The sequence below is a fragment of the Frankia sp. AgB32 genome, assembly GCF_023243045.1.
Classification (GTDB): domain Bacteria; phylum Actinomycetota; class Actinomycetes; order Frankiales; family Frankiaceae; genus Frankia.
In genome coordinates this window covers 1-2,664 of sequence record NZ_JALKFX010000144.1, presented here as the reverse complement: position 1 = coordinate 2,664, position 2,664 = coordinate 1, and the positions used below count along the sequence as shown (strand labels likewise).

Sequence of the window (2,664 nt, the reverse complement as noted above, 5' to 3'; positions counted from 1 at the left end):
ACCCAGGACACCCGCCCCCGCCACCTAAACCAACATCAACACTGGGCTACTGGAACCGTCACCCGTGAATGGACACCAGTCCGGTGCTCCTCATGCGCCGCACAGCGTCGCGGGATACGACGCTTGGCGGTCACCGCCTGCTTCCAGGAGAGAAGATCGCGATCTGCTTCACAGCCGCCAATCATGACCCCACCATGTTCCTTCAGCCAGACCGGGTTGTTCTCACCCGTTCACCGCAGTCACACCTCGGGTTCGGCGGTCCAGGTCCTCATCACTGCCTGGGCGCGCATCTTGCCCGGACCGAGATAGCAACCATCTTCCGAGAAATCTTTCGCCGCCTCCCGGGATTCACCATCACTGGTGAACCTCAACATCTGCAGTCCATCACTGTGAACGCTTTCACGCACCTTCCCGCGACGACTGGAGAGGCGTGCTACTAGCGTCACGGGTCTACTGTATGAACGGTTACTTCGGGGAGGGGGCAGCAGATGGTGGTGGATGGCCAGGGGCACCGAACGTGATCACAAGTTCATTGCCCACACTTCCAGCGGATTGTCCAGCCTCCGGGCCCGGCCTCTGCCCCGGAGGGAGCATTCCTGCCTCGTGGGAGCGGGCGTAGGGCGGCCAGTGGGTCTACGAGTGATGACCGAGCATGGGCCGGCGACCGCGGGGCAGATCAGGTCAGATTCATCCAGCGTGGGTGGCTGTCCGGTACGTCATCGATCTTCATGCATAGCGCGGTCGCGAGGTCCTGCGTGACGACGTGACCTTGGAGGCCCTCTCTTCGTGCCTGGCCACCAACGCCCTCGATGACTTCGCGGGGTGGTGTCCTGGTCGGCGAGCCCTCCCGCTCCACGGGAAGTTACGTGGGCTTGGATGAGGTGACGTGCGGGGTAGTGGATGGCGCCGGTGTCGCTTCGGCGCGAAGCCTGTCCAATGTCGAGCCCAAATTCTCGATAGTGACGCCACCAGTAATTCGTGCCGCTATGTCGCCGTTCGGGTCAATTACATACGTCAGAGGTAGTCCAACTGCAGCCGGCCAGCCCGCGGAAAGAATGCCATTCTGGTCGTAGATGTTTGGGTAGCCGAGAGGATGGTCGGCGATGAAGGCTTTCGCTGGCGCCGGCTTGTCCTTTGAGTTGATGCCTATGAAGTCTACTGTCGGGTTCTTGGATGAAAGTTGCCCCAGTGCGGGAGCCTCAGCGCGACATGGGGGACACCATGAGGCCCAGAAATTAACGACAACGACTTTTCCTCGCATTGAAGCCAGCGAGATTTTCGCGCCGGTGAATGTGGTGCCCGATAGGTTTGGTGCTGGTTTGCGCATGTTGGGAGGCGCGAAAAACTGGCCCGGTGCCGATTGCACGAAGCCGGTGGCTGCGTCGACTCCGTTCGCCGAACAACCGGATAGCTCCGCTCCGACGAGCAAAACTAGTGCAAAAAGTGCTCGCTTCGACGCATGTCGAAATGCGATCGCGAAAGAATTCGAGGTGGACCTTGACTGGATGAAGGTCCGCCTCCGCAGATAGATCCGCACCTACTCGCCCTCCCCTGCCCGGCTACGGTGGCTTCTGTACGACAGGTCGGCACTTCCAGATCTTGCGGCGGGGCTAGCCTCACTGGCTACATGCGTTGTCGGTACGACCTCTTGCCACGCTGGCTGTCGAACGCATCATACTCGACCATTTCGTCCGCAGGCCTTAGTTGCGATCTCGTGTTCGGCGCCTGGAGTAGAAATTCAGCCAACCGGGGTGGCTTTGATGCAGAATTGTGGTTCCCTGGTGTAACGGTGTGGCGCCGTTGCGCGGGTGGTCCCTAAAGCCTTGGAGCGGGCTCGAACCTACTCCACGCGGTCTCATGCCGCCCGCTGCGCTGTCCCTTTCTGGGGACGGTGCGTCGTGAGGGGGTTGCGGGCCGTCCCGTCACGCCCCAACGGTACAGCTTCACATCGAAATAGTGGGCCGCCATCACAACACCTCACTCACGGAGCACGCAAAAGATCATAACAAAAATTCTACATCAACGGGAGCGGAAACCCGGACAACGACCCCACCCGCCAGACATTGAAGATCCGGGCCGGTCATTTCTTCGGCTGTGAGCTCGCCGATCGCTTACCCCCTGGCGATAGGGCCGATGATCGTGTGTCCGGGGCGTCTGGAGTCCCGCCATAGAGCACCGAGGCGCCCGCGTATGACATAAGTCACCTAAGGCCGCAGTCCTCACTTGCTCGTCTCCCAGTAACACTCGGTTACCGGGCGCCAAGAGAGACTGAATTTTGATCACGGTCGAAGATACATTCTTTGCTGGTCAATGCTCTCTAGCGACTACGCCACCTTAGCACTCTCAATAAGTTCGATCACTACGAGTAGCCGAACCGTGAAGTCGTGAGGTGCTCTCACGTGATCGGCTAGACCTTGCGAAGCAAACGCGAAAGTACTAATCTTCGGGAAACGGACGTTTTCGGCATTTGGCGACACGCTAATGCGAAATTTGGGGGATTTTCTTAGTGAAGGCCAGGAGCGCGCCTCCGCACCCAACGCGAGGCGCCGATCCCGCTCGCTTAACCGCAGCAACAGCACCTCCAGACGCAATGCCGTGAAGCTTAAGTCGATCTTGGGTGGCTGATCTCCGACTCCTGGCCGGTGGGTTGGTACGGCGTGGCGG

At 59.8% G+C, this 2,664-nt stretch carries 3 protein-coding genes; 1 reads left to right on the top strand and 2 read right to left on the bottom strand.

Going from position 1 to position 2,664, the window contains the following annotated elements; genetic code table 11:
• Positions 1-68: 68 nt before the first annotated feature.
• A complete protein-coding gene (locus MXD60_RS26095; protein ID WP_308222616.1) occupies positions 69-440 on the top strand; it encodes a cytochrome P450 in 372 nt (123 codons plus the stop codon).
• 422 nt (positions 441-862) lie between these two features.
• Here MXD60_RS26095 and MXD60_RS26090 read toward each other — a convergent pair whose 3' ends face one another.
• Positions 863-1,537 carry a TlpA family protein disulfide reductase gene (locus MXD60_RS26090; protein WP_248822339.1) on the bottom strand — a complete coding sequence of 225 codons (675 nt, stop codon included), beginning with the start codon at positions 1,535-1,537 and terminating at the stop codon, positions 863-865.
• A gap of 787 nt (positions 1,538-2,324) precedes the next feature.
• The coding region (locus tag MXD60_RS26085) for a hypothetical protein (protein ID WP_248822337.1) at positions 2,325-2,664 on the bottom strand (340 nt) is incomplete at its 5' end.

Excerpts from the sequence above, each read along its gene's own strand:
- MXD60_RS26095 (WP_308222616.1), top strand. The coding sequence starts at position 69 with ATGGACACCAGTCCGGTGCTCCTCATGCGCCGCACAGCGTCGCGGGAT.